Annotated in this window: 23 protein-coding genes and 2 pseudogenes; 19 read left to right on the forward strand and 6 right to left on the reverse strand. The window is 63.6% G+C overall.

Translation table 11 applies throughout. The features are described 5' to 3' along the window. The first annotated feature begins 117 nt into the window (after positions 1–117). Positions 118–612 (forward strand): helix-turn-helix domain-containing protein, encoded by a 495-nt coding sequence (locus K7W03_RS21695; RefSeq protein WP_020818511.1) that lies wholly within the window; start codon positions 118–120, stop codon positions 610–612. Positions 613–652: 40 nt separating this feature from the next. Here K7W03_RS21695 and K7W03_RS21700 read toward each other — a convergent pair whose 3' ends face one another. Then, positions 653–1,606: a lytic transglycosylase domain-containing protein gene (locus tag K7W03_RS21700; protein WP_021223069.1), complete on the reverse strand. Its 954-nt coding sequence runs from the start codon at positions 1,604–1,606 to the stop codon at positions 653–655. Positions 1,607–1,716: 110 nt separating this feature from the next. On the opposite strand from K7W03_RS21700, the gene K7W03_RS21705 reads away from it, so the two are divergent. From K7W03_RS21705 to K7W03_RS21750, 10 genes and pseudogenes are all read left to right on the forward strand, one after another. After that, complete coding sequence (locus K7W03_RS21705) at positions 1,717–3,012, forward strand: hypothetical protein (RefSeq protein ID WP_020818513.1); 1,296 nt, start codon at positions 1,717–1,719, stop codon at positions 3,010–3,012. Positions 3,013–3,112: 100 nt separating this feature from the next. Then, complete coding sequence (locus tag K7W03_RS21710) at positions 3,113–3,637, forward strand: hypothetical protein (RefSeq protein ID WP_037485683.1); 525 nt, start codon at positions 3,113–3,115, stop codon at positions 3,635–3,637. A 284-nt stretch (positions 3,638–3,921) separates the two neighbouring features. Then, a pseudogene (locus tag K7W03_RS28375) lies at positions 3,922–4,152 on the forward strand (CopG family ribbon-helix-helix protein); the annotation flags it as partial. A gap of 124 nt (positions 4,153–4,276) precedes the next feature. Beyond that, on the forward strand, positions 4,277–4,540 hold the full coding sequence (locus tag K7W03_RS21720) for a type II toxin-antitoxin system RelB/DinJ family antitoxin (protein ID WP_021224639.1): 264 nt from the start codon (positions 4,277–4,279) through the stop codon (positions 4,538–4,540). Beyond that, a complete protein-coding gene (locus K7W03_RS21725) occupies positions 4,527–4,808 on the forward strand; it encodes a type II toxin-antitoxin system YafQ family toxin (RefSeq protein ID WP_020818517.1) in 282 nt (93 codons plus the stop codon). The genes K7W03_RS21720 and K7W03_RS21725 overlap by 14 nt, the downstream gene beginning before the upstream one ends. Positions 4,809–4,839: 31 nt before the next feature. Beyond that, entirely contained in the window at positions 4,840–5,022 is a 183-nt protein-coding gene (locus tag K7W03_RS27940) for a hypothetical protein (RefSeq protein WP_020818518.1), read from the forward strand. Then, a complete protein-coding gene (locus K7W03_RS21735) occupies positions 5,019–5,387 on the forward strand; it encodes a hypothetical protein (protein ID WP_020818519.1) in 369 nt (122 codons plus the stop codon). The genes K7W03_RS27940 and K7W03_RS21735 overlap by 4 nt, the downstream gene beginning before the upstream one ends. Positions 5,388–5,424: 37 nt before the next feature. After that, a complete protein-coding gene (locus K7W03_RS21740; protein ID WP_020818520.1) occupies positions 5,425–5,796 on the forward strand; it encodes a hypothetical protein in 372 nt (123 codons plus the stop codon). Further along, the gene (locus K7W03_RS21745) at positions 5,793–6,053 is read left to right on the forward strand and encodes a hypothetical protein (RefSeq protein WP_020818521.1); all 261 of its coding nucleotides are present in this window, start codon (positions 5,793–5,795) and stop codon (positions 6,051–6,053) included. The genes K7W03_RS21740 and K7W03_RS21745 overlap by 4 nt, the downstream gene beginning before the upstream one ends. Beyond that, a pseudogene (locus tag K7W03_RS21750) lies at positions 6,050–7,023 on the forward strand (tyrosine-type recombinase/integrase). The gene K7W03_RS21745 and the pseudogene K7W03_RS21750 overlap by 4 nt, the downstream one beginning before the upstream one ends. Positions 7,024–7,033: 10 nt before the next feature. On the opposite strand, the gene K7W03_RS21755 reads toward K7W03_RS21750, so the two are convergent. The 3 genes from K7W03_RS21755 to K7W03_RS21765 form a co-directional block, all read right to left on the reverse strand. After that, positions 7,034–7,483, reverse strand: coding sequence for a hypothetical protein (locus K7W03_RS21755; protein WP_021224259.1), 450 nt, complete (start codon positions 7,481–7,483; stop codon positions 7,034–7,036). A 240-nt stretch (positions 7,484–7,723) separates the two neighbouring features. Next, positions 7,724–7,936, reverse strand: coding sequence for a hypothetical protein (locus K7W03_RS21760; protein ID WP_020818524.1), 213 nt, complete (start codon positions 7,934–7,936; stop codon positions 7,724–7,726). A gap of 167 nt (positions 7,937–8,103) precedes the next feature. Beyond that, entirely contained in the window at positions 8,104–10,377 is a 2,274-nt protein-coding gene (locus tag K7W03_RS21765; RefSeq protein WP_235589629.1) for a TonB-dependent receptor, read from the reverse strand. Positions 10,378–10,960: 583 nt separating this feature from the next. Here K7W03_RS21765 and K7W03_RS21770 point away from each other — a divergent pair. The 6 genes from K7W03_RS21770 to K7W03_RS21795 all read left to right on the forward strand — a co-directional run bounded on the left by K7W03_RS21770 (position 10,961) and on the right by K7W03_RS21795 (position 14,735). After that, a complete protein-coding gene (locus K7W03_RS21770; protein WP_020818526.1) occupies positions 10,961–11,488 on the forward strand; it encodes a helix-turn-helix transcriptional regulator in 528 nt (175 codons plus the stop codon). A gap of 83 nt (positions 11,489–11,571) precedes the next feature. After that, positions 11,572–11,880, forward strand: a complete 309-nt coding sequence (locus tag K7W03_RS21775) for a hypothetical protein (protein WP_020818527.1) — start codon at positions 11,572–11,574, stop codon at positions 11,878–11,880. A gap of 41 nt (positions 11,881–11,921) precedes the next feature. Beyond that, positions 11,922–12,395: a hypothetical protein gene (locus K7W03_RS21780; RefSeq protein WP_020818528.1), complete on the forward strand. Its 474-nt coding sequence runs from the start codon at positions 11,922–11,924 to the stop codon at positions 12,393–12,395. 122 nt (positions 12,396–12,517) lie between these two features. After that, positions 12,518–13,357 carry a JAB domain-containing protein gene (locus K7W03_RS21785; RefSeq protein WP_158500939.1) on the forward strand — a complete coding sequence of 280 codons (840 nt, stop codon included), beginning with the start codon at positions 12,518–12,520 and terminating at the stop codon, positions 13,355–13,357. 500 nt (positions 13,358–13,857) lie between these two features. Next, positions 13,858–14,310: a MucR family transcriptional regulator gene (locus K7W03_RS21790; protein ID WP_020818598.1), complete on the forward strand. Its 453-nt coding sequence runs from the start codon at positions 13,858–13,860 to the stop codon at positions 14,308–14,310. Continuing rightward, positions 14,307–14,735, forward strand: a complete 429-nt coding sequence (locus tag K7W03_RS21795; protein WP_020818599.1) for a hypothetical protein — start codon at positions 14,307–14,309, stop codon at positions 14,733–14,735. Before K7W03_RS21790 ends, K7W03_RS21795 begins: the two co-directional genes overlap by 4 nt. 226 nt (positions 14,736–14,961) lie before the next feature. On the opposite strand, the gene K7W03_RS21800 is transcribed toward K7W03_RS21795, so the two are convergent. Both K7W03_RS21800 and K7W03_RS21805 read right to left on the reverse strand, forming a co-directional pair. Further along, positions 14,962–16,335, reverse strand: a complete 1,374-nt coding sequence (locus K7W03_RS21800; protein ID WP_031293519.1) for a hypothetical protein — start codon at positions 16,333–16,335, stop codon at positions 14,962–14,964. Beyond that, a complete protein-coding gene (locus K7W03_RS21805) occupies positions 16,336–16,905 on the reverse strand; it encodes a recombinase family protein (RefSeq protein WP_013849886.1) in 570 nt (189 codons plus the stop codon). It abuts the gene before it with no gap. A 140-nt stretch (positions 16,906–17,045) separates the two neighbouring features. Between K7W03_RS21805 and K7W03_RS21810 the strand changes: the two genes are divergently transcribed. Together K7W03_RS21810 and tnpC are read left to right on the forward strand one after the other, a co-directional pair. Next, on the forward strand, positions 17,046–20,015 hold the full coding sequence (locus tag K7W03_RS21810; protein WP_222887296.1) for a Tn3 family transposase: 2,970 nt from the start codon (positions 17,046–17,048) through the stop codon (positions 20,013–20,015). 179 nt (positions 20,016–20,194) lie between these two features. After that, positions 20,195–21,609, forward strand: a 1,415-nt coding sequence (gene tnpC / locus K7W03_RS21815) for an IS66 family transposase (protein WP_222887297.1), incomplete at its 3' end; no start/stop codon positions are given.

Consider the following 21,609-nt stretch of genomic DNA (forward strand, 5'->3'; position numbering starts at 1 on the left):
AGACACCCAGTTCCTAATTCAGATCAGAGGCTTACGCCACTCCCGCCAACCCTTCAGGACACTTTTGGTGAATAAGGCGGGCTAATGTCGTCTCGCGCCACAGCTGGATCATAGTTCGTGCTCGAGCCGGATGACGAAACGATCCTGCGCGATTTCGTACCGCTCATTCGGTGCATGATGGACCGAAAGGACATCCCGCAACGCAAGCTCGCCGCCCTCACCGGCATCAGCAAGACGCGCCTGGGACTGCTGCTGCACAGCGACCCCACGAAGCGGTCGCCCATGACTGTGGACGAGCTTCAGATCATCCTGCACGCGCTCGGAACCGACATCGTCGCGGCCTATGTGCGCATCAAGGCAAGCGGGACGATCCCGCAGCCCCTGATCGAGCGCCATGACGTGCTCTTCACAATGATCTGCGACGCATTCGTCGACATGCCGGAAGGCCTGATCGTTCTGCTCGAAGAACTCGAAGGCATCGATGGCTCGGAAGTCCGCCCGGAATGGGCGGTGCCGGTCAGGCGAGCCGTCGTCCGGAAACTGCTGGACGAGGTGAGCGCCAAGCTGGCCCGCCGTGCACGCCTGGCCGAGAGCGATGACTTCCGGATCTAGCCCGACCGGATTCGGCGCCGGGCCCTTCCCCGCCGCGCTCCTAGAAGAGCGAGACGCTCGCGACGCGCGCGGGCGGCACCGACCGAGGCGGGAAGACGCTTGCGGTCTGGCGCGGCAGCACGGTTGCTTGCCGGTAGACGCCGCTCAAGCGCGCCCAGTTCATGAGGACATTGTCGACATAGGCCTGCGTCTCGGCGATGCGCGGCACGAGCCCGCCACGGACGCGGCCAGGCCCGGCATTGTATGCGGCAAGCGCCAGATGATAATGGCCGAACCTGTCGAGTTGCTGGCGAAGATATCTCGCTCCGCCGCGCAGATTATCCTCGACGCTATAGCGGTTCACTCCCAGCGAGGCAGCCGTCCCGGGCATCAGCTGGGTCAGGCCGAAGGCGTTCTTGGGCGACAGCGCATCGGTGCGATAGCGGCTTTCGCGAATGATCATCGCATCGAACAACCCGACCGGAATGCCGTATTCGCACGCGATCCCGCTCATCAGCTGATAATAGCTGGCGCGCCTGCTCTCAGCGTCCGCCCTCAAGAATCCTGTCGGCCGATAGGGAAGGACGCCGCAGCCTGGCTCGAAGCGATTGGCCGCGAAATCGAAGCTCGCGCCGCCGCGCATCCACGCAGGAACGGGGATGGCAGGCGCCGGCGGCAACCATTCGGCGGAGGCGGCCGAGCCTTCACTCCCGGCGCTTCCGCTTGCTGCCTGCTCGAGCGCAACGCCGCTGTTCGTGAAGCTGTTCGCCATCTGGAATTCCACCCACCGGCGGCTGAGGTCATGCACCCGAAAGTCCGGCGGACGGGCACCGGTCGACACCGGGTTGGGCACGCTCGGGGGTTCGGCGGCTGCATCCGGCCGGCTCTCCGGCCCGGGCGCGGTCATCGTGATGAGCTGCACTCTGCGCGCGGGCTTGGCCTCTTTCCCCTGGGCTGCCGCGCCCCCCGACACGACCAGCGCCACAATGCCGAAACCGATCCCCAACGCCCTCATTGCACCCTCCCTGCTACCGAAACAGGCCAAGGGAAGATCAGCGGCCGCCGGGTTGTCAATCCGCGTGCCCGAGCAGTGTCAGCCTCAAAAATCAAGATCAGGAGGCGCCGATGTGGCTGATCCCGCGCAATACGGACGGGACCCGCGCAGGGAGAATTGCGCTTCCCGCGCCCGTCCGAGAGGCTCTCGTCCGCTGGTATGTCGGACAGGGTTCGCGCGCCGACGAGGAAGCGGGGATCATGCTTGTCCAGCAGGCGCGCATCGGCGAGAGGTGGATCGCCTGCGACTGTTTGTCGGCCGACGCTCCGCCCCCGATCCTGACGCCGGCGTTCCTGTCGGAAGCAGAAACCTACTATCTGCGCCGTCTCACCAGCGTTAACCGTCCCGAACACAGGGCGGACTGCCCGTTCTTCCGCGATCAGGCCACCAACCGGCTGAGCGAAGTGCGAACGCAGGAGAGCCCGGCCGATCCGCCGACCGGCTATTTCGAGGTGCTGCGCCCGGCGCCCGAGAAGCTGGCGCAGCGTCCCGAAGAGGAAAGCAGCGACGACAGAACGCGCCAGGCCTCGGTGCCAAGGCTCGCCCGATTGCTCTGGCGTCTTATCAACCTCTCCGGTCTCAATCGTACGCTCTGCCTCTCCGACGAGAACCCGGAACATTCGATCAGCGACGAGTTCAAGACGCTGGCCATCGCGGCGCAGCGCGTCGAAATCGCACCGGGCATCGAGCTCGGCCGTGCCCTCTGGACGCATGCACAGGCGCTCCACAGCAAGCGCATCTATGCCCGCTTGCGCGAGCTCTCCCGAGTCTGGCCGCCCGGGCATGCGCCCCAGGGCTTCCTCGCGCTCTTCACGCAGAAGTTCGAAGGTTCGACGATCCATGTCGCCGGGAGCGATCCTGTCGTGCTGGCGAACCGCGTCCAGTCCCCCTCGATCCGCGGGAACACGATCAAGGGCCCCTATCTGACGATCGTCGTGGCGGGCCAATATCCCGAAGCGCATGGCTATGCGCCGCTTCGCGGCTATGCCCAGCCGATCTACTCGGGAAAGCGCTTCATCCCTGTCGATTCCGAGTTCGAGCGCGCGGTGCTGCGTGACCTGCTGCGGCTGCGCTGGTCCTTCGATCGCGCAGGGCTCGACCTTCTCCTCGAAAAGCCCGTGTTCGACACGCTCACGCCAATCGGATCATGCCGCCCGGATTTTCTGTTGGAAGCGCGCTCGCGCAGCACCGGCGAAACGCGGGAGATCATCGTCGAGGCAATGGGATCCACCGATGAAACCTATCTCGCCGCGAAAGCCGTGACCCACCCCCGCATGCAGCAGATCGCCCCGGTTCTGTGCGTCTCTCCGGACGACGTGGAAGAGGCGCGGATCGCGCCGCTCGTGCGGAAGGCGTTCGGCTTGTGACCGGCCCCTCTCGTTCCGTTTCGAGAGAGCGGCCTCGGACCGATGGCGCCTGCCGCTTTCTCATCGCCCGTTCATGGCATTCTGTCTGGAGGATAACGCTGTGCAGGACCGGTCCGCCGATTATGCGGCGCTCGCCGCTCACCTCAATCCCGACGATCCTGGCGACGGCGCCCGCCAGATCGATGCCACCATCATCGCCTATCAGCGTGCCCGATGCCGGCCCGGCAACCACGGACAGCTCGTGCGGCACCTCGGCATGCTGCTCATGCTGATCGCTGAAACGATCGCCGTGTTTCATGGGATGCTATGGCTCGAGCCGACCGCGCTCGCGCCCTATTTGGGCTTCATCCTAGAGGTTCCGCTTTGGACCGCGGCTCCTGTTGCGGCCATAGCCATCTGGCTCGCCTTTTTCCTGTCCTACCGCATCGAAGAGAAATCTGGTCAGGAGCTGCCGGAGCCGCCCGCCGCGATCCGCGACTGGCTCGAGGCGCACGACCATCGCCACGGAATTGCCTGGTGGCACGAGACGAGATGGCCTTGGCCCAAGCTGCGCGCCCACCGGCGCGAAATATTCGGCTATGTGATCTGGCGCAGAACGCCTCTGCCCTTGCGAGCTGCACCTTGAGGGTTGGCGGGCGTCGGCAGCTTAGGGAAGGGGCGCGGAGAGTGGCGCAAAGCTATCACCCTCGGTGGGCACGAATTCCGCAAACGTGCTCGCCTTCTGGGAATGTGGTCCGAAAAGCATCCGAAATCCCCGGCCCTAACATCCTGACGAAGCCTGACAGCGGACATAGCCAGACTGACGCGGACACATCGAACTCGCCGTCGCGGTCGACGCTAGAATTGGTCGGCGCAGCCCAGATAAGGTAGCTTAGCGCAAGGTATGCCTGGTGCTACGGAGGTCGCGCTATGGTGGCGCCAACATCAATCATACTCGATGACGCCCTTAAGGGGCGCGTCCAGCACCTGGCCGAAGTGCGTCGACGCAGCTCGCATTGGATCATGCGCGAAGCCATCGCACAGTATGTCGAACGTGAGGAAAAGCGCGAGGCATTCCGCCAGGACGCCATACGGGTGTGGGACGAATATCAGCAGACGGGCCTGCATCTGACGCTTGAGGAAGCCGATGCCTGGTTGGCGAAGCTCGAAGCCGGCGAGGACGCCTCTCAATGTCAGGGTGCGATGCAGCAACCGGATTCACCTCTAGCAATTTCACCCAAAGTGTATTACACTGAAATACAGATTTCAGATGCAGGAGTTTATCATGGCGGCAAGCCGTATGGTGCAGGCTCGCGTTCCTGGCGACATTCAGGATGCGGCCAGTCAGGTTATTCGGGCTTCGGGCCTGACGGTCAGCGACGTGGTGCGCGTGTTGATGACCCGGATCGCGCAGGACAAGGAGATTCCGGCGGCGCTGTTCCAGCCCAACGCGGAAACGCTGGCCGCCTTCGCCGAGGTCGAGCGCGGCGGCCTCGAGCGGTTTGCGTCCGTGGATGCGCTGTTCGCCGATCTTCATGCGGACGATTGAGCGCACCACGGCGTTTCGCCGGGACTTCAAGCGCGAGGCGAAAGGGCCGCGCCGCAATGTGCTGGATACCGATTTGCGGCGGATTATCGAGGCGCTGGCTACGGATGCGCCGCTGGAAGCGCGGCACCGGGATCATGCCTTGACCGGCAACTGGAAGGACTATCGGGACTGCCATGTAAAGCCCGACCTGGTGTTGATCTACCGGCTCATTGACGATGACCGGCTGATCCTCGCCCGTCTCGGCTCCCATTCGCAGCTCGATCTGTAGGCAGATGGCTTGCCGCCGATATGGAGGCCCTATGACCGATGAACTACCCGACAATCCGCCGATGGACGAAGCGTTCATGGCTGGCATGAGGCCATCCCGGCGTGGGCGCAGCGCCGAGCTGCTGACTATCGCCGACCGCGCCGCGGCGCATGTGAAGCGTCCCTATGTTGACCATGCCGAATTGCTCTACGACGAAAACGGGTTACCGAAATGATCCCCGGCACTTCGGCCACGACACCCCCGCAGCGCCGCCCAGTCATTCTGCACGTCAGCTTCGATGAGGCCGGCGCGGCGATCGGCCGCTTGCTCGCCATCGCCATGCCGCCGACGCGCGCGGCCGAGACCGGCGCATCATGGAAGGTCGCGGATTTTCTCCTGGCCTGGTGGAACGGCGACGAGTGCGGGCATTTCCCGATCATCCACTTGTGCAACGTCGATGCCGTTATTGCCGAGGATATGCTTACGATCATGGCCTATCTGGCGCAGGAGTCGACGACCTACGCCGATGCCTGGGGCTACCGCGACGCGATGGGCGACCTTTGGGTGCGCTATCGTGGCGACCCGGCCGAGGCCGTTTAAACGTGCCGGAGATCCACCGCCATCAATGGGAGGCGATATGACCGACGACGAGCTTCTGGACGACAACGCGGCCGAGCGCGCCCAAGCGGCGGCGCTGCGCGACCAGGCCCGCGCCGGGGGCTTGCGCTTCGAGGCGTATCTTACCAAAGATCAGGCCGACTGGCTGTTGGAGCAGATCGAACGGGGCAGGTTTGCCGATCCTTCCGAGGCGGTGTTCCTGACCGTCCAGAACTTCATCGAAATGGAGCCGCACGGCGATCTACGCGACGAGTTGCTGCGGCGTCGTATTCAGGCCGCGATAGATGATCCGCGGCCGGGGATTCCGCACGAAGAAGTCTGCGCCAAAATAGAGCAATGGATCGCCAAGCCGCGTCCCGAACCGGCGCGGTGGCAGAGGGCGGCGCAATGACCGCGCCCTCCCCTGCCCGGTTCAGCGCCGAGGACCGCGCCGTGCTGCTGGCCGTGAAAGGCGTCGGCCCCACGGTTCTTGAGCGCCTGGAAACGCTTGGCATCGCCAGCATGGAAGCCCTGGCGTGCCAGGGCGCGGACGAGGTGTGCCGGCGCATCGCGGCGATGCTGGGCGCAAGCTGCTGGTCGAACAGTCCGATGGCGCGCGGCGCGATCGAGCGGGCGATCGACGCGGCCCGCCAGGAGCGCGCGCGATGAATCAGCTCGCCCCCCTGGCCTCGCCTGCATCGTCGCTGCGCTGGCGCTGCCGGCGTTGATCGCGGCGGCCGACGAGCGCGCGCAGCTTCGATTCCTTGAGTTCTTCGCCGTTGCGATCCGCAATCCCCACACGCGCCGCGCCTATATGCGCGCGGCGGGCGAGTTCCTGGCCTGGTGTGAGGCGCGCGGTGTCGCCTCGCTCGCCCAGGTGCAGCCGCTCCACTTCGCGGACTGGATCGAGGCGCTAGGCGGCGAGCTGGCCCCGCCCAGCGTCAAGCAGCAGCTCGCCGGCGTGCGCCGCCTGTTCGACTGGCTGGTGACAGGCCAGGCCGTGCCGGTGAACCCCGCCGCGTCGGTGCGCGGGCCGGCGCACAGCGCGCGGCGCGGCAAGACGCCCGTTCTCGCCCCCGACGAGGCGCGCCAGATACTCGACACCATAGACGTTGCCACCCATGCCGGCTTGCGCGACCGCGCGCTTATCGGCCTCATGGTCTATAGCTTCGCGCGGATCGGCGCGGCCGTCGCCATGACCGTTGACGATGCTTTCGTCCAGAACCGCCGCCTATGGGTCCGCCTGCACGAAAAGGGCGGCAAGCGGCACGAAATGCCGTGCCACCACAACCTTGAGGAATATCTGCTCGCCTATATCGACGGCTGCGGCTTGCGCGAGCGCGCCAGGGGGCCGCTGTTCCGCACGATCGCGCGCGGCACTAAGCGCCTAAGCGATGCCCCCCTCGCCCAAGCCAATGCTTTCTTGATGGTGCGCCGCCGCGCGACCGCGGCGGGCATCGGCACCGCGATCGGCAACCACTCGTTCCGCGCGACCGGCATCACGACCTATTTGAAGAACGGCGGCACCTTGGAGACGGCCGCGACTATGGCGAACCACAGCTCCACCCGCACGACGCAGCTCTACCACCGGCGATCCGATGACGTGACGCTGGACGAAGTGGAGCGGGTGTTGATTTGAGCCGGCAGGATCAGGCGTGGCGGCTGATATTCGCGCCGTGGTCGCCTTGCATCATCTGCATGGCGCTCTGTAGCATCGCCAGGGTCATGGCGTCGTTTCGGGATTGGGCGCCTGCAATGCCGTCCCGCGCGAGCTGCACGAAGTTGACCCGTTCCCAATCATCGAGCGCGATCGGTGCGCCCTGCCCTGTCCCAACGGGTATCTTCACCGTCATTCCGAGAAACGCCGAGCTGTCATCCAGCGACATTTCGCCTCTTTTGATCTTGCCGTTCATCCAGTCGAACAGCTCCTGGCGCGTCATGCTGGTGAAATCAGGCGGCGCGGCGCTGCCTGGCCCGGTTTGAGCGGTGCTTGCCGGCGCGGTGGAGAGAGCCGCCGAGAATGAGGACGAGCTGGTGCGATCGGCCGATGATGGACGCTGACTCGCGGCCAGATAGTTGTTCGCTGTTTCAATTCGCACGAGAACGCCCTTTCCGCCAAGCCAATCGCGGACGATTGCAGGACATGGTTAATTTCAGGTGAAACGGCGTGGGATTTGAGCCGGCGAGAGACCGGACCTTAAGTATCGCCCCGCGCGGTCGCATTGTTCACGGGTAGACTATTTTCGCCGGGGGCCTTGAAGTGACGACGATCGGTGCAGCTACCAGCGCGATGCCCTATATAAAATCGCGCCGCCCAGATTGAATTATCGGTCAAGGCATCAAATGGACGCTTCACCGCTGAGGAAGTTACCGCAAGGCTTGAGGCGCGCGACGTCAGACAGCTTCGCCACGCGCAGAGCTATGAAAACCTCCTTGATGGCAAGGGGACGTATTTCGGCCACTCCGTTGGCAATAAGACCGTTTGGAAGCCGGAACTGGCGGCGCAGCAGATCAACGCTGCCCGCGCCGCTCGCGTAAAGCCTTATCTGCACATGTCCGGCCCCGTCAGCATCGAGGCGCTGAACGTCGATTCCGCCGTCAGAGCGCAGGGGATGATGAGGCAGCGCGCGGGGATCCAGATGTTCGGCCTAGAGCAAACGGTACGTCTGCCGTGTACCACGACCGGTTGTCGATCTATGGCATTACTCATGCCGCAAAATCACCACCGCGCCTCGAGCGCGATCCCCAGCACGCGCGGGTTTCCAAGGACCGCACGCGGTAGCCCGTCGAGGCGATAGTGATAATATCGATCGTCGAAAAGGTTGCTGGCAAAAGCGGACATCGTCCAGTGCCCTGTCTCATAGGCGACCCGCGCGTTCACCAGCGTGCGTCCGCTGGCCCGCGATGCGCTTTGTGGTAGGCGAACCTCGGTAAAAACCGCTGAACGATGGCTGGCGTTCAAGTTAATGGCCACTCGATCGACGGGACGAATGTTGACGCCGCCGGCGAGCGTCCAGCGCGGAGCATGAGCGAATTCAAGGCCGTCATAGTCCGTCACGCTGCCGACCGTCGTGGCAAATTCATCGAACCTCGTGCGCGAGTAGCCCACCGAGGCGTACCAGTCGAAAGCGCCGCTGGGGCTGTGCGTCGCCTCGATCTCGAACCCATAGAGATGGGACGAGCCGGCATTGACGATATGCGTGTCGTATATGCTCATGCCGAAGTTCGCTGAAACCTGCTGATCCTTCCAGTCGACATAGAAGGCGTTGGCATTCAATGTCAGCCGCCCATCGAGCCACGCGGAACGCAGCGACAGCTCGTAGTTCCAGGTGAATTCAGGATCGTAGGAAAAGGTCGCCGAACGCGCGATATTGCCGCTCGAGCCGCCTGACCGATAGCCTCGTTGGACCGTGAAACCAGTCTTGAGGTTCGGCGTCCAGGCCATTTGGATCCCCGCCTTCGGCAAGAACGCATCGAAGGTCCGATCGGTAGCGGCGGCCGAACCGCTCGCTTGGGCTACGATGCCGGCAACGCCCTGGTTGATTGCAACCACCGCGCGGTACAGCGGCGACCCGGTGGAGCCGAAAGCCCTCGGATCAGGATAGGCCCCCGCGAACCGCGCGGTCTGATCGATGCCCAAGCTGTTCGTTTCGTGGTCGTAGCGAAACCCCACGGTGAACATGAGCCTCTCGGTCAGCCTGAATTGAACATCGCCGAACAGGGCATAAGATCGCACGTGACCAGAGGCATCCGCTGAGAAATCGACCGGAATCGCTGCCAGCGCCCGGCTGTAGAGTCCGGCAACCAACTGCGCAGTCGGCGCGTCGATGCCACTGCTTCGCAGCAATGCGCTTATCGTGTCGACCGGCGTCGGAACGCTGTCATCGCTCGCCGTCGCGCTTCGGTTCCTTCGATCGTAGAAGAATGCCCCCATCAATCCGCTGAGGCGATCCCCCTCATAGTTCAGCCGGAGTTCCTGGGAGAACGTCCGATAGCGATTCTGCTGGTCGTAGGCGCCCCCATCGGCGGCCGTCATGTCGTTGTCGGAGCGATTGAACTCGCTAATCTCATTGAAGGCCGTGATCGCCGTCAGGGAGAGACCTGCGCCCAAATCGAAGCGCAGATCCGCGGTCGCGATATCGGTGCTCGCCTCACTGTCGTTAGGACTGTCGGAGAAGTTCCACCGACGGTCGAAAAAGTCGGGCACAGACGTATCGGTGAAGCTGAACGAATAGCCGCTGTAGCGGTCATAGCGCGTGTAGCCGAACCGCGCCTCGAAGCCCGGAACGGCCGTCGGCGTCCACAAGAGCTTTGCTCGGACCTGGGTCGTATCAAGAGGATTCTCGTGCGCGCGCCGTGTCGGATTCCAGGTAAATCCGTCGGCGTCTCGCTTTTCCACGCTGACGCGGAATGCGAGCTCTCCGGATACGATCGGACCGCCCAGCGCGGCGGCGAACTGCGTCTCATCGGCGTCCGTTATCATGGCGCGAGCGCGCAGCTCCCATTCCATTGTCGGTTCGGCTGTCCGCATGATGACCGCCCCGGCCAGGGCGTTCAGCCCTAGCAAGGTCGACTGTGGGCCTCGCATAATCTCGACCTGGCGGACGTCCCACATATCCGCCGGCGACGCATGAACCATGGCGGCCGGCACGGCAGCTCCATCGACAAATATCGTGGCGAGAGCTGCCCCCTCGCCGCCCATGATCCCGCGGTCGGCGATGCCTCGGATAGTGAACCCGCCGGCGCTGAACGTCTCCGTCACATTCGCCGTGCGCGCGTACACCTCCTGGAGTGATAACAGATTCTCCTCCTCGATGCGCCGAGCGGTGGTCACGGCCACGCTGCTGGGCGTGTCCTGCAGGGATCTCCGTGCTTTCTCCCCTGTCACGATGATTTCGGAGTAGGTGCCGACATGGCGCTCCTGCGCACGCGCAAAGCCACTCCAAGACAGAGCGGCCAGACCCACCACTCCCCACAACAAACAACGCACCACGATGGCCCCCCAAAGCAAATCCTTCGCCAGTAGATAAAGGCGTCGCCCGCTTGCAACAGGATTGATGAAAGGTTCGGCGATTGCCCGCGCGACCTGTGTTTCAGCCCGTGCAATCCGTGACTTTTTGCGGTGACGGCGAGACCAGACCCGCTTTGGGGAGCGTAGCTGGAGAGGCTACAGCAAATCTTGTTCGCAACTTGACTATCGTCAATGATGCGAACCGGGACGGTCGCATTGCCCGAGAATTCGAAGGGGGGAATCTTGAATAGTCGACCCATAGCCTTTGCGGCGGGAAGAAATAGCCGATGAATGGCCGACAAAAGGTCTTTCCGCCTGTGCATCGGGGGAGCCGCTTGTCAGGCCTCACCGCCGATGGCGCGTTCTCGGTCTCTTGCGCACCCGCACGAGCCATCATGGCTTTGCTCACATGCCAAGGGGTGGCGATCAGGAGCAAAATCGGATTACGTCGCCGCCATGTCTTGTCGAACGCATCCTTCCGGACGGGCCTGCCCGAAGCCGTCAGCGGGACCGCGCAGCCTCGCGCCACCCCTATGATCGCTCCTCGGCGAGAACGAAGACGGTGATGTCGATGACGATGCACGAAGATGACGACCTGGCACGCTGGCTGCGCCTGACCGAAAAGCAGCGCGCCTGTCTCGACCTGCTCATCGAGCGTAAGACCTCGAAAGAGATCGCTCGGATCCTCGGAATTTCCAAGCCGACCGTGGACCAGCGCATCACCGCTGCCCGGATCATCCTCGGCGCGGCCAATCGCGACGAGGCAGCTCTCATCTACGCGCGTCTCAAACAGCTATATGACCGGATCACATATGACTCGGTGCAGGTTCCCTCGCCGCCGACGCTGGTGCCATCCGACTTTCCGGACGGCGATCCCGAACCGGTCCTGAAGCTGAGCGACAGTGCGGCGCCCACCTTCGGCGCCGGCCAGGGATCGAGGGACTTCTTCCTGCCGTTCCGGGACGGATGGAGACACGATCACAGCATTCAGGCGCGCGTCATGATCATGGTGGGAATTCTCGTCGCCTTGGTCATCGTCGTTTTCCTGGGGCTCGGCATCGCGGAAGCGCTGACGCGGCTCGTCTCCAACTGAACCTGTTCAACTTGACCCACGGTTCGCCGGCGCGCGGGTGCGCGCCCGGCAAAGGAGAACTTATGCCTCAATCCATACCTCTGATGGCCGCCCGCCTGCAGCGCGACGTGCCGACTGCTGAATCCAAGGTCGACGACGCCATCATCGCCCTGTCGTCGCTGATGACGAGCATGGTGACCGCGCGGCGCGAAAGCGGTGCGCCCGCGAAGACCGGCCAGGCGACCATCCTGCGCCTCGCCAAGGCGCAGATGTCGCTTGTCGATGTGAGCAGCGACGTCCTGCGGATCCATGGCGACCTGCTCGAAATCGGCAAGGAAATGGGCAGTTACGATCTGCGCGATTGCCCCTCCGGCTCGGCGGAAACGACCCCGCATCTCGCGGCCGTAGCCTGACGGCGATTGACCGGGAGCGACTGGCATGAAAAGCGGGAACGATGCGCATAGCAATCTTCATCGCCCTTCTGTTGGTGGCTCTCGGCTACGCCGCCTGGCGGGGCGGTGCTCCGGAGCGGGTCATGGTGGGGATTGCCATCCTGATGGTCCTGCTCGATCGCCTGCTGGTCTCGACAGGTCAGGTGGAATATCATTCGGTCGACCTGGGTTACCTGGTGATCGACCTGATTGGTTCGGCGGCGACCATCGCCTTGGCGCTTCTGGCGCATCGCTTCTGGCCCATGATCGTTGCCGTCCTCCATGTCCTGCCGCTGCTGGCGCACATCAGCCGGGCGCTCGACGTCTCGATGAACCCGATTGCCTATCTCACGATGCAGGTCGCTTCGTCCTGGCTGCTCCCGCCCCTTCTCATCCTCGCAACCTGGCGGCACCAGCAGCGCTTGCGGCGCAGCGGCAGCGATCCGTCCTGGCACGTTTTCTGGCGTCCATCGAGCCGAATGACGGTGAGCGGCTAGCCGCCGCGCTGCTGCAGGAATTCCGCAGCATCGGACGGATCCTGGCCCAAACGCCAGAAGCGCTCGAGCGGGTTCTGGGTCACCACCCTTCGATCGCGGATATCCTGCTCGGCGCCCGGGACATGTTCCTTGAGGGTCTGCAGGCCGACCTGACAACGCAGCCGGTCGACCCTGCCTGCCCCAAGCTCGGCCAATATCTCATGGCCTCGATGGGATCGCTGCCGGACGAGGTGCTGCGCATCCTTTTCCTGGACGCTTCCTACCGCCTGATCGCGGACGAGCAATTGCACCATGGGTCCGTCCGGCAGCTCGAGCTTTATCCCAGAACGATCTTTCGGCGCGCGATCGAGCACGGCGCCACCGGACTCATTCTCGTCCACAATCACCCGAGCGGCGACGCGACCCCGAGCGAAAACGACATCGTCGCGACGCGCAGGCTTTCCGACCTTGGTCGATCGCTCGATATCGAGATCGTCGATCATATTGTCGTCACGGCGACCCACGCCCAGCGCGTCGCAGCGAGCGGGCGCATAGGATCTGATCGTGCGCCCGCCTGCGCCCATGTTCTGCGCGACAATCCCGGGTCGGGAGGCGGCGGACAACAGCAAAGTGCGTCAACCGCGCTCGCAAATGCGCGCCGAGCCTATAAGCGCCGCCAGTTCCGCCGAGAGCTGATCGGGTCGCCAAAGCTCTTCGGCGAACCGGCCTGGGACATGCTGATCGACCTCTTCATTCACGAAAGCGAGGGCAAGAAGGTGGCAACGAGCGCCCTTTGCCTCGCTTCGACCGCGCCTCCCAGCACTGCGCTGCGGCTGGTCAACAAGCTTTGCGAGGCAAAGCTGCTCGTGAAGATAGACGATCCCGACGATGGCAGGCGCCAGTTTGTCGAACTGACGCCCGACACGGCCGCGCGTCTCGAAAACTATTTTGGCGCGGATGAGGGAGGGATGCAGGAGGGTTGAGGCGCCGTCTGGAAATGGATTGGACGGGCGCAGCGTTGGGGGGAGGAGAATCCCGGAGAGGTTCACGATCGCATTGCCGCCGGCTCGCGACGTTAAATTGCTGTTAACCATCCTGTCCTATTTCGAGGCAAGGGGGCCAGCGGCAGGTCGCGGTGTGGGGGTAACGCGACCTGCCAATCAGGCAATGACATCAGGGACTGATCATTCGAAGCGCCGGGCGCACTTCGGGCCTACCGCACCGGGCTGAATCATCTCGCGCGGCGCACCGATCGCCAAACCAGGTCCGGGCGAGCGGTCGGCAGGCAAATGGCGAATGGCGCTACGAACCAGCATTAGCCGGCGGACAGGATAAAGCGCCGCTTCAAAGCGACCTGGCCTCGGTTGCAATCGATTATTGGACTGTTCGCCGTATCATTTTCACCGATGGACGCGCTTAATTCGAGCAGATAACAGGTCCCGCCGCGATCATTACGGATGCGGCGGTAAGCAGGAGCAGGGCTGTGAGCGAGGAAGCGGGGCGCAACGAGAATCTCATTACTTTGACGGCTGACATCGTTGCGGCGCATGTGACGAACAACAAGGTCGAAGTCGGCGATATTCCTCGGCTGATCGGATCGGTTTACGACGCTCTCGCCAGCGTCGGCCAGCCCGGCAAGCCTGAGCAACAGGCCCCAGTCCCCGCGGTTTCGATCCGCGCTTCGATAAAGCCGGATTACATCGTCTGTCTGGAGGACGGCAAGAAGCTCAAAATGCTGAAACGCCACCTGATGACCCACTATCAGATGACCCCTGACCAGTACCGGGCGAAGTGGGGGCTGCCTGCCGACTATCCCATGGTCGCGCCAAATTATGCCGAGCAGCGCCGCGAGCTCGCGAAGAAGATCGGCCTCGGCCGGCAACCGACCGTCCGCCGCGGCCGCGGCAAGCGCAAGAAGCTCTCCATCGCTACATGAGTATCGTGGCCGCAGGGCTGATATTCCTCTGCACGCCCACCCTTGTCGCCGATGGCGATGGCCCGGTCTGGTGTGCCGAGGGTCCACGCATCCGCATCGCGGGCATCGCCGCGCGCGAACTGGATGGTACTTGCCGTCGCGGCCATCCCTGTCCCCGCGCTGGACCGATCGCGGCGCGCAATGCATTGGTGGAGCTGCTTGGCGGCTCGCGCGGTGAGGTTCGGATCGCCAACGCAGGCATCAGCCATATCCGCGTCCGCGCAGCGCCAATGCGCTGTCTCTCGACCGGTCCGGCGGGCGGCGCCAGAACCGGTGCCTTCTGCACTCTTGCCGATGGCCGCAACCTCAGCTGCGCGATGCTTGCGACCGGCACCGTCGCGCGCTGGGAGCGCTACTGGCGTTCCGACCAGCGTTGCCGGCCCTGACAACGCCAGATCTCCTGAGCAATATTTACATCGTGGCCGGATATGTACCTACCGGTGGAGTAATAAATTCTGGAATAAAGTGTCGGTTTGTTTCCAACAGCCCCGGGGGGTCGAAAGGATCAAGAGTCTTGTTCTCGCGAGTATGAATTCCTTTACTGAGGGCATCGCGTGGAAGGTACGCCAGACAACGCTAAGCGAGAACATTTCAAGAACCGCATGATGGCCGTTACCGCCGGAGGTCGCTAAGCCCCAGTTCTTCCCACATCCATGTAAAGTCATAGGTGCCCATCGGATCGGCGGTGCCCGATTTTGCCGCGCCATTTTCGATATATTTGAGCCAGTCGGCTACCTTTACCCGCCCCGCCTTTGTACAGGCCAGAACGCGTGGCGTCTTGTGGCTGAGGGCTGGGACCGGCTCATCGAGCGTTTTCGTATATTCACGGGTCAGCATATCGTGAACGATGCGCTCCATTTCATGCGGTGGAATATCCAGCGCCTCGTCCTGTGGCGTGCGGGCGGCATCGTCGGCCATAACCTGATCGAGCGTCCGGATTTCGGCCATAGGCGCGCTCACGCAATCACCAAGCCATTCGCCCATCTGGGTAATTGCTCGCTCCGCGCGGGCGGCACTGTTTACCTCGACGATCAGCTTGCGCCCTGCCAGTTCCACATTGGCAAAAACCGGCGTGCCGTCATCCATGGTCGTGACGAAGGCCCGCTTGCCTTTGGTCGCTTGCGGCTTCTTGTTCTTCGTCGCTGGTGCCAGCCAGTTCCAGAAACTGTCGCTGGCAGGTTCCAGCCATTGTGCCGCGTTCAGCCTTCGGATCAGGCTCTTGCCGACCACGCCTTTCGCCAGCGGAAAAACGATACGGTGGAACACCAGGTCATCGCCGTCGGCGTTGACCATATCCGGCGCGCTGCCGGGCATGGCCTTGCCCAGACAGTCGAGCAGCCACATGTTCGTGAACATCGGTCCCGATGCTCCCAGAAGCGCGTCCCGATCGGACGGGTCCAATTCCGCAGTGTCCTGAGTTTCGTCGGCAAGTCGGGAAAATGCCTCGACCACTCGCACGGCGCCCTCAGCGCTGAACGGCAACAGCGCTCCGGAAATGCCATGGCGCCCGTTCACGTCGACAACCCTTGCGGCGATCTTGTCCCAGTTGACCAGGGTCTGGGTTGCACCGTGTTCGCGCACCGTCACCGGAGCAACGTCGCGCAGCAGATCGCGCAAGGTCATCGACTGACCAGGCACGACTTCGCTGACCTCATAGAGCGACATGACCGTATCGCGTAACGCGCGCATATAGGCCTTGTTCGGCGCCTTTTCGTTCCAGCCCCGGCGCTTGAGATAGTCATCGACCAGATTGCGACCGTCGGGTTCCAGTTCCTGCGTAAGCAGATCTTCAAAGGCGCAGCCCCATAGCGGCCCTTGCCAGTGATCGCCAATTATCTCGAATATGGCGTCAGGCTCGAGTCCGGTCGCTTCGCTCGCCGGATCGAGATGCGCGGACAGCATTTCGGCCAATGCCTCATCCCATGGCGCGCGATCCGCATATTTCATCAGGCCGGAAAGATCGTGAGCCGATTTCGATCTGGACATTCAGATGGGCCTTTCCACGCCGAGGCGGCGCATTTCTCGATAGATGGTCGATCGGCCGATGCCGAGTTGTCGTGCTGCTTCTGTCGGCGAGATGCTCGCTTCGACCAGTTTGATGGCGGCATGTACCTTGGACATGTCGAGCGGCTGACGGCCGGGCAACTTGCCTTTGGCGCGCGCGGCGGCGATCCCATCCCTGGTTCGCTCGGAGATCAGTCTCCGCTCGAAATGGGCGATGGCCCCGAACACATGGAAGATGAGTTCGCCGGCGGCCGACGATGTGTCGATCTTTTCCTCAAGACTCAGGAGCGCGATGCCCTGGCCGCGTAGCGTCTCGACCGTGGTGAGCAATTCGGCGAGCGAGCGCCCAAGCCGATCGAGGCGGACCACCGCCAGCGTGTCGCCCTTGCGGGCATAGGCGATCAGTTCGGCCAGACCGGGCCGCTCCATGCTCTTGCCCGACATGACGTCGGTGAACACCTTGATCGCGCCGGCCTCCTCCAGACGCATGGTCTGTCCAGCCACGTCCTGATCGCCGGTGCTGACGCGGGCATAACCCAGAATATCGCCCATCCCGTGCGTCTCCCAAACGGTCGTTCTGTGGACGTTATCAAGGGCGACCGCTTCGCTCCATCCATATCCGTCCACATACTATGTCTCTTTACTCATGGCTGTCCATAGGCGCAGATGACCTTTTGTGGACGGGAACCGGCATGACGAAGCGCAAGCATCAACTCCTGACCGAGCGCGAGCGCGATCAGATCCTCGCCATCCCGACCGATCGCGACCGCCTGGCACGGCTCTACACCTTCGAACCTTCGGATATCGAGATCATCGGCGCGCGACGGGAGCGACGGAACCAGTTGGGCGTGGCGCTGCAACTCGCGCTCCTGCGGCACCCGGGTATCACGCTTGCGCAGTTGATACAGGACAGGGGAGCAATACCCCATGATCTCGCCGCTTTCGTCGCGGAGCAACTTGGTCTGCACGTAACCGACCTGGCCAACTATGCGGCGCGGGATCAGACAATGACGGATCATGCCCGTGAGTTGGCGGTGCGCTTGGGCCTTCGGGGGGCGACCCGTGCGGATATTCCCTTCATGATCGAAGCGGCCGCGAAAGCGGCATGGGCGACCGACAAGGGGATGACGATTGCGATGGGCGTGGTCACCGCCCTGCGCGAGGCCCGGATTTTGCTGCCGTCCATCTCCACCATCGAACGCACCAGCAGCGCGGGACGCGCGCGTGCGCGCAAGCAAGCTGCCTATGCTCTGATCGCCGATCTCAGCACCGAACAGGTCAACGCCCTCGATCAGCTCTTCGACGACGCCGGCGGCACGAGCCAACTCGCTTTGCTCAAGACCATTCCCATTGCGGCTAAGCCCGATCACATCCGCCAGATCCTCGACCGCCTGCGGCAAGTGCGGAAGATCGGCATTTCTCCGGACGTGGCTGGCCGCATCCATGCGGACCGCTTTCGGCAATATGTCAGGGAAGGCCGCGCTTCTCCTGCCTATATGATTGAGCGGTATATCCCCTCCCGCCGACGCGCCACACTTGTCGCTTTCCTGCTCGATCTTGAAGAACGACTGACCGACAACGCCCTGGAAATGGCGGACAAGCTGATCGGCAGCATCTTCACCCGCGCGAAAAACGCTCAGGCACGCAGCTATGCCACCACGTCGAAGAACGTGGCGCGGCTGATGCTGATCTTTGGCAGGACGATCGACGCGCTGACCGATGCGGTCGATACCGGCGAAGACCCGATGGAGGTCCTGGACGCCTCGGTAGGATGGCACACCCTCCTGAAGGCCAGACCGGAAGTGGCGACGATCGCGGAAACCGCCAATCTTGATCCGCTGACGGTCGCGGCCGACCGCTATGCGACGTTGCGCAAGTTCGCCCCTGATCTGCTTGAAGCGCTACAGTTCAGGGCCGGAAAGGGCAGCGCGAAAACGATCGCCGCCATTGAGATACTGCGCGACCTCAACAGGTCGGGCAAGCGCGATGTGCCTACCGACGCTCCGATGCCCTTTCGCAAGGAATGGCGGAAAATCGTCGTGGGCGACGACGGCAAGATCAATCGACGGCTCTGGGAGATCGCGACGATCGCGCATCTGCGCAACAAGCTCCGCTCCGGGGATGTCTGGGTGGAGCGATCGGCGGGATACCGCCGGTTCGACAGCTACCTGCTCAGCGAAGCAAAGGCGAAACCGGTCGTATCGGCTCTTGGCCTGCCCCCTACAGCCAGCGAATGGCTCGAACAGCGGGGGCGCGAACTGGACTGGCGGCTGAAGAAATTCGCCCAGCGCCTGAAGCGCGACGCTTTGGAGGGTGTGCGATACCGCGACGACCGCCTCCAGATATCCCCCGTTCGCACGATCGCAACGCCCGACGCCGAAGCGCTGGCCGACCGGCTCGATGCGATGATGCCACGCATCCGTATCACCGAACTGCTACATGAGGTGGCGCAGGAAACTGGCTTTCTTTCGGCGTTCACCAACCTGCGCACCGGCGAGCCATGTCCCAATGAAAATGCGCTGCTCGCCACCATCCTCGCCGACGCCACCAATCTCGGCCTGTCGCGCATGGCCGCCGCGAGCCAGGGAGTCACGCGCGATCAACTCCTGTGGACCCATGACGCCTATATCCGCGACGAGAGCTACCGCGCGGCGCTCGCCGTCCTCATCAACGCGCACCACCGCCTGCCATTCTCGCGGGTATGGGGCGACGGCACAACGTCCAGTTCCGATGGTCAGTTCTTCAGGGGCGCGAAGCGCGGCGCATCGGGCGGCGACATCAACGCCCGCTATGGCGTCGATCATGGCTTCAGCTTCTACACCCATGTTTCCGATCAGCGCGGGCCCTACCACGTCAATGTGATCTCGGCCGCCACGCATGAAGCGCCCTATGTCCTCGACGGCCTCACCAGCCATGGCACCGATCTCAGGATCGTCGAGCATTACACCGACACCGGCGGGGCGACCGACCATGTCTTCGCCCTGTGCGCGATGCTGGGATTTCGCTTCTGCCCGCGCCTGCGCGACTTTCCGGACAGGCGGCTTGCGCCGATCGCGCCGGTTTCGGCCTATCCGTCCATCGCCCCGTTGTTGGGCAAGCGTATCCGCACCGACATCATCAATGAACAATGGGACGACGTACTGCGCCTCGTAGGGTCGATCAAGGCTGGCCACGTCGCGCCGTCGGTCATGCTGCGAAAGCTCGCCGCCTACGAACGGCAGAACCAGCTCGACGTCGCACTACAGGAAATCGGGAAGATCGAACGGACCCTGTTCATGCTGGACTGGCTCGAAAATCCCGATCTGCGCCGGCGATGCCATGCCGGCCTCAACAACAGCGAGCAGCGCCATGCCCTGACGCAGGCGATCTACACCTTCCGCCAGGGCCGCATCATCGACCGCAGCCATGAAGCTCAACAATATCGGGCATCCGGCCTCAACCTGGTCATCGCGGCGATCGTCTATTGGAACACGATCTACATGGACCACGCCGCCCAGCATCTGCGATCGGCAGCGGTCCCGGTCCCCGATGATCTGCTTGTCCATACGTCACCGGTTGGCTGGGAGCATATTGCCTTTTCCGGCGATTTCCTTTGGGATCGTGCAGCCGCTTCCGCTGGCCGCAAGGCCCTCAATCTTCCGCCGGACAGCCGCGCCGCCTAAGCGTTCCTCGGTTGTTCTCCCTTAGCGTTGTTTAGCGTACCTTCCACGCTACGCCCTCTGCATGCTCCGAGGGTGGCTCGGCCGGTGCTGGCGCTGTAGGTCGCACGCCTGAATCGCCCTGCCGAACCGCGCTTGAAAAGGCCCCGCAATCTGCTGCAATCCGCGCCGTGACGGGGGTCTTGGAACATCTGCCCGACGACGTCGGGACGCTGAAAGCGATGATCATCGCCGAGCGTGTTCGTTCCGCCAAACTCCAGCATCTGCTCGACGTCCTGAACCGAATGCACTTCGGCAAGCGCTCGGAAAAGATGGCCGCCGACCAGCTCGCGCTGGCGTTCGAGGACACCGACATCGCCATGGGCGAGGTCGAAGCTATCCGGGAGCAAAGCGCCGATACGCTTGCGGCGGTGAGCGCCGTGCCCGCGAGAAAGGGTCCAGCGGATGCGCCTCGTGCGTCGTTGCCAGCGCACCTGCCGCGCCATGAGATCGAGATCGCGCCCGAGGCCTGCTCCTGCGCAAGTTGCGGCGGCGCGCTGCATCGGATCGGCGAGGATCGGGCCGAGCGGCTCGACATCGTGCCGGCGCAGTACCGCGTGCTGGTGACGGTGCGGCCGAAGATGGGCTGCCGCGCCTGCGGCGATGGGGTCGCGCAGGCACGGGCGCCGAAGCACATCGTTCCGGGCGGCCTGCCCAGCGAAGCGCTGCTCGCCGACGTGCTGGTCAAGAAGTACGCCGATCACCTACCGCTCTACCGGCAGGCGCAGATCATGGCCCGCCAGGGCGTGGAGATCGATCGCGCCACACTGGCGAACTGGGTGGGCCGCGCTGCGGGCTACCTCAAGCCGATCGTCGAGCTGCAGGAGCAGCGCCTGCTCGCCAGCGCCCGGCTGTTCGTCGACGAGACCACCGCCAAGGTGCTGACGCCAGGCACGGGTAAGACCAGGACCGGTTACCTCTGGGCCATGGTCGGCGACGAGCGGCCTTATGGCGGGGCTGACCCACCCGCCATCGTCTACACCTACATGCCCGGCCGCGGCGGCATGTGGGCGGCGAAGCTGCTCGGCGACTATCGCGGCATCCTGCAGGTCGACGGCTATGAGGCCTATGGCCAGTTCGGCAAGGCGGGCCGCCCGGGCGGACCTGCGACGCTCGCCTACTGCTGGGCGCATGTGCGCCGCGGCTTCTTCGATGCGGCCAAGGGCGATGCCGCGCCGATCGCGCAGGAAGCGCTCGCCCGGATCGCCGTGCTCTACGAGATCGAGCGCGAGATACATGGTCGCTCGCCCGAGGAGCGCGTCGCTATCCGCCAGGCGCGCGGCGCGCCGGTGATCGAGGCGTTGCATGGCTGGCTCGAGGAAAAGCGCCGCCGCATGTTCAGCGGCTCGCCGACGCTCAAGGCGATCAACTATGCGCTGGGCCACTGGGCCGGGCTGACCCGTTACCTGGACGACGGCCGGATCGACATCGACAACAATCCGGTCGAGCGCTCCATGCGGCTGATCGCGCTGCAAAGGAATTATGCGAAGCGCCGGATTATGCGCAGGTGCTGGCGGCAAACCCCGAAATTGCGTCGGGGCCGCCGCCATGAACTCCA

It is taken from the genome of Sphingobium sp. PNB, from assembly GCF_019873065.1.
Lineage (GTDB): Bacteria > Pseudomonadota > Alphaproteobacteria > Sphingomonadales > Sphingomonadaceae > Sphingobium > Sphingobium fuliginis.